This window comes from Novosphingobium mangrovi, from assembly GCF_022818885.1.
Lineage (GTDB): Bacteria > Pseudomonadota > Alphaproteobacteria > Sphingomonadales > Sphingomonadaceae > Novosphingobium > Novosphingobium mangrovi.
The window spans coordinates 1-5,463 of the sequence record NZ_JALHAT010000083.1; the positions used below are offsets into that span (position 1 = coordinate 1).

Genomic DNA, 5,463 nt, shown 5'->3' on the forward strand with positions numbered 1-5,463 from the left:
ATCCAGAGCGTGAATCACAACCCCACCAAAATGGGAATCCTGAATCCCCACAGGCCCTAGAGCGGTTTCCACACGAACTGAATCGTTGGGGGCCCTTGTCGGTAGCTTTGTGATTCACACTTCCTACTGGTCGCAGGCCTGCGCATGACGGGCCTGGTCGCGCTGATGGTGCGCATGAACAAGGCCATAGCGCCCCTCCTGATGGGCGAAAACAGGCTCGAGGGGTGCATCACCGTTATCTCCTCGCCGACGATGAAACACATCAGCACACGAAATGCGAAGGATATTGCGGGTCTCCAGCTTCATGTTTGTGCCGATATGAGCGGCTAAAGTCTCTCCCCGCAGTCTATCGAAATTTCTTGGGACTGAGCTCTGTTTCTTCAGGTGCTCTTTGGTTTGTTCAGAACGTTTCGGAAAATAAAAGTCATAATATACTACAAATAAAAGTTATTTCCGAAGCGGTTTAGGGTGTATGCTTAATAATTAATCGAGCTTTTAATAATACTAATGATTCTGTATCATATAACCGAAAAAAGCACAACTTGGTCTATCTATCCTATTGATTAGGAGGGGTTTGTGGCATCCTATCGTATTTTTGGCGATTCGATAATTAGTGAAGCAGAAATTCGCTCCGGGAAAGTTGATTTCTCGTGCGATCCGTTGGACGATCCTGGCAATCCTCTATCGACTGACGGTGACATTAAGGGCTTTACACCAATCGGCAAAGGTAAGCCGCTGACCGTAATGATCCGCGAGGTGTACACAGGACGCTATCCTAAAAAAGGCATCTTGGGTGGGTCAAAAGACGTTGCCGTTCTTTCCAGCGTCAAAAACTATGACATCTTCAGCGCGTCGTCACGGGCGCTCAACTTCATCATGCGCAAGGCAGGCAGGCGTGACCGCAAGGCCGGACCTTCAGCGTACGAAAACGGGTCGGCACTGGTGTGCTATTCGCCGGCGATCCTTACCGATTCCCAGATCGTCAGTATTCAATTTGCTGTCGACGACTTTCCCGGCGAGTTTCTCGATACGGTTTCGGGAGCATTCGACAAGCTTGGTCAAATCCCTTTGCTCTTGCCGCACAGCGGCTATTTGATGGCGGCCTCCGGCCTGATCAAGATAGCGTCTGGGTTAGGCAATTCCATCTTCGATGACAGGGCTGAATTTTCTTTTGACCTGTCGATCGACTTCGACATTCCGGGAAGCGAGATCGCCAAGGCGGATTTCCGGCTGCTGGCAGATGACTCGCTGCGAATGGAAGATTACACCTACGATCCTCAACGCGGCCTGATCGATCGAAGCACGGACAAGGCCTATGACGGCGACGAGCCCTATGTCATACTTAGCCTCGATGGAAAGAAGCGCGAAGCGCTTGAAGCGTTTAAGCCGACGGTGGCGAGCGCTGAAATACTCCATCGTTTCATGGACATGAAATCAGGAAGCGATGTCACGATCGACACGATTGTCGCCGGGGTCAGCCTCCTGTCTGACATGAAGTATCGCGAACGCGCCGAGGATGTGCAGAGGCGGATTGCCGACACCGACGATCCGGACATTGCTTCGGCACTGGAATCCGAGCTTGATGCCATCATTGCGAACATCCGTTCGGATGTGCTGCGGCCATGAGCGCAATTGACGACGGCGCAGACGGAGAAGCCAATTCCGATGATCTGAACGGCCTAGTCGCCAAGTCGCGTATTAGCCTTGATGTGCTGGCAGCTGCCGATGCGATACAAGCGCGGAGTCGAGACGACGCTGACCGTTATGCTTTTGCGGCGAACGCCGCACTGCCGATGCAAAAGCAGATCCATACGCTTGTTCACGGCAGCCAAGACCTGATCCAGGTGATTGTCGAGGCGAATGCCAGACTTCGTGCAGGCTCAGAGGCTGCGAGGAACTACCTTCTCGCCTTCTATTTGAAGTTGCGGGCGGAAACCGCTCGCATTGACAATCCGGGAGCGACCGAGCTGGCGGAGCACATCGAATACCTGCAAGGCCTAGGCATTGCCAGCCGGACTGCGGGGGAGCTTGCGATCTACCTGCTCGAGTTGGAAAATGTCGAAGCGCAGCCTTTTGACAAGGCCGATGAGGTCGACCTTCGCAAGTCCCTGATGACAGACAAGTTCCTGATCGGGGCACTCACACGAACGACCATCGAGAACCTTGCCGATTTTCATTGGCATGAGGACCACTGTGTGTACCGCATTTCCGGCAATCACGCCTGCGACATGTCGCTTTACGAGTCAGGCCGGACGGTGAAGTGCGATGCTGCGCGTGTGACCTTTAGTGCCACTGGGCGCAACATAGTTTGGGCGGTTGCGGATTCGGGCATTGACGGCAACCATCCGCACTTTCGCAAACACGGAAACCTCGACCTGCCCTCGAGTCTGGAGCATCAAGACTTGACCGGTGACGATGCGCCGCTGGTCGACGAGAATGGCCATGGCACGCATGTAGCAGGGGTCATTGCCGGGGAGACGTGCCGGGTACCCCCAGGTGGCATCTGCGGTTCCCCCGATTTTGCCGCGCAGGACCTGGCGGTCCGCAAGATGCAACAGGGCAAAAGGGGCCTTGGCAATGCCGAGCCGGTGTCGGTTGACGTGATTGCGGGGCTCGCGCCCGAATGCAAATTGATGAGCCTGAAAGTTGTGTCGCCGAGAGAGGGTGTGCGCGCGGGCGATCTTGTGGCCGCCATTGGCTATATTCGCAAGGTCAATTCGGGCGACCATCTGCAGATCCATGGCCTCAACATCAGCCTTGGCTATCTGTTCGATCCGGAATGGTTCGCCGCCGGGCACAGCCCCTTGTGCAAGGAGGTCAACCGGCTGGTGAAGGAGGGGGTGGTTGTCGTCGTGGCGGCGGGCAATGGCGGATATGGCATGGTCCAGAAGCACGACCGCAAGCAGGAACGGGCGACCCATCTGGGAACGATCAGCGATCCCGGAAATGCCGAGCTCGCGATCACCGTCGGGTCAGTTCACAGGGATTCGCCGCACACTTTCGGCGTTTCCTATTTTTCCGGCAAAGGCCCCACCGCCGATGGCAGGATGAAGCCCGATCTTGTGGCTCCCGGAGAACGCATCGTGTCGGCCTCGCCGCACGACGTGGCCAATGGCGATGTGGCGACATTCTGCGAACGTTCGGGGACCAGCATGGCTGCGCCGCATGTTTCGGGCTGCATTGCCGCCTTTCTGTCGACCCGGCAGGAGTTTGTCGGCCAGCCAGAGGTGGTGAAGCGGATTTTCAAGAAAAGCACCACCGACATTGGCCGCCAGCCCGAATTTCAGGGTGCCGGTCTGGTCGATGTGATGCGGGCCCTGCAGTTGAAACGCTTCTGAACGGCGTAAAGGAGAGGCAATGCCCACTGGTTTTGAACCCTCACGATTTTGCTGGTTGCAGTTCGACAAGACGGGGAAGATGGTTGACGGGCAGGCGATGCAGACATTCGCGGATGAAATCGCAGCTAGCGCTGCAACCGATGTCGTCATCATATCGCATGGCTGGCAGAACGACTTTCCCGTTGCCCAGGCATTATACCAGACCTTGTGGAGCAATGTCCTTTCCGAACTTGAGGCCAAGGGCCGCGATCCCTCACGCATTGTCCTTGGAGGGATCTTGTGGCCTGCCAAGAAATTCGATGCCGATTATGACGGCGCCCGCATGCTGGCGGCGGAGCCGCGGGATGCCGGTGGCCTTCTGGACGTGGGCGGCCCCGTAGACGGGGGCGAGGATATCCCCGAGGACCAGTTTATCGCAAAACTTGATGAGCTTTCCGACCTGCTGGATAAGGCAGATGCGCAGCAGCTTCGTGAGGCTGCCCTCAAGGTGGTGGAGCACAATGACGCGCACAGCGCCGCAGCGTTCTTCACCGTGGCTGCCAATGTCCTGAACGTTTCGGAAGAGGCCGATGAGGAGCTTCAGGCCGATGCGAAGCAGATCCTGAATGCCACCAGTGAGCCCCAGGCCCAGGCCCTGCTGGATGCGTATGCTGCCCCGGCGATGCCGACCTTGCCAGCAGGGGATGACGGCGAGGTTCTCGACATTGGGGAATGGATACGCTCGGTCGCCAGCGGCACCCGCAATGCTGTTGTATGGGCGCTCAACAAGCTGACATATTACACCATGAAGAAGCGTGCTGGTGTGGTTGGTGCTGCGCTGGCCGAAAAAATCGCGACCACATTTGGCTCCGACATTCCGCGCGTGCACCTGGTTGGGCACAGCTTTGGGGCCAGGCTGGTGACTTCCTCTGCCAATGCGATGGGCCAGTTGGGTGTTATCCCGGTGCAAAGTTTGACGTTGTTGCAGGGTGCCTATTCGCATTACGGCATCACGTCGGGACGGGGTGTATTTGAGAATGTAGCCGGCCACATAGCTGGCCCGATTATCTACACGCACACGCACAACGACTTTGCCTGCACCATCGCCTATCCGATTGCTTCACGTTTTTCCGGCGACACGACACTAGCTCTGGGCGATGCCGATGATGTTTTTGGCGCGATTGGTGCCAACGGCCCTCAAGGGCTTGATTCCGCGCTCCTTAACACGCTCGATCCGGCGCAGCCGGAACCGCTGGCCGGAAAGGTCAACACCGTGCTTGCCGACAGTTTTGTGCGGAAAACATCTGCATCGGATGCCCACAATAACGTCACCAACAAGGAATGCGGCGTGCTGGTAGCCCGCTCCATGTGCTGCGCTGTGGGAAACAGCTGAGAAAGGACGCTGACATGCTGAACAGAAAGCCCATTTTTGATACCGTTCGCGAGATGCTGGGCCGCGGTTTCACGCAGGACGATGTTGACAGGCTGGACGATGCCATCGACCTTGCAGAGAGCGCCCTAACAGCCGAGGCAGGGCCAGCACCGGACTTTGAAGGCGATCGTACGATTGGCGATGCCGGGCTGGAACTGATCAAGAGTTTTGAGGGATGTTACAAGCCCATTGGCAACGGCAAGTTCACGGCCTACCCCGATCCGGGCAGCCGCAATGGTGAGCCATGGACCATCGGTTGGGGTTCCACCGGAAGTGACATTAGCAAGGGCACCGTCTGGACGCAGGAGCAATGCGACGAACGCTTCGCCACAGACATCTCCAAATATGTCGATGCCGTGGCCCGCGAGTTGGGGGACGTGCCGACCACCCAGAACCAGTTCGATGCACTTGTATCCTTCCATTACAACACAGGAGCGATCCATCGCGCAACGCTGACGCGCAAGCACAAGGACGGCGATTTCGGCGGGACGGAGCGCGAATTCCTGCGCTGGGTCTACAACGATGGGCAGATGCTGCGCGGACTGAAACGGCGCCGCGAGGCAGAGGCTAAGCTATATGCCACAGGCAGTTGAAACAGACCTCAACTGTGTTGAAGGGTGATGACCTGACCCCTTAGATTTCCTCCACGAGCGACTAGGGCCTGTGGGAATTCAGGATTCCCATTTTGGTGGGGTTGTGATTCACGCTCTGGAT

The 5,463-nt window shown here is 56.8% G+C and carries 5 protein-coding genes; all 5 read left to right on the plus strand.

Annotation, left to right across the window (positions count from 1 at the left end):
* Positions 1-144: 144 nt before the first annotated feature.
* A complete protein-coding gene (locus MTR65_RS20055) occupies positions 145-330 on the plus strand; it encodes a hypothetical protein (RefSeq protein WP_243803379.1) in 186 nt (61 codons plus the stop codon).
* Positions 331-576: 246 nt separating this feature from the next.
* A complete protein-coding gene (locus MTR65_RS20060; protein WP_243803381.1) occupies positions 577-1,626 on the plus strand; it encodes a hypothetical protein in 1,050 nt (349 codons plus the stop codon).
* A complete protein-coding gene (locus MTR65_RS20065) occupies positions 1,623-3,338 on the plus strand; it encodes a S8 family peptidase (RefSeq protein ID WP_243803383.1) in 1,716 nt (571 codons plus the stop codon). The genes MTR65_RS20060 and MTR65_RS20065 overlap by 4 nt, the downstream gene beginning before the upstream one ends.
* 19 nt (positions 3,339-3,357) lie before the next feature.
* Positions 3,358-4,710, plus strand: coding sequence for a hypothetical protein (locus MTR65_RS20070; protein WP_243803386.1), 1,353 nt, complete (start codon positions 3,358-3,360; stop codon positions 4,708-4,710).
* 14 nt (positions 4,711-4,724) lie between these two features.
* On the plus strand, positions 4,725-5,342 hold the full coding sequence (locus MTR65_RS20075; RefSeq protein WP_243803388.1) for a lysozyme: 618 nt from the start codon (positions 4,725-4,727) through the stop codon (positions 5,340-5,342).
* Positions 5,343-5,463 lie beyond the last annotated feature (121 nt).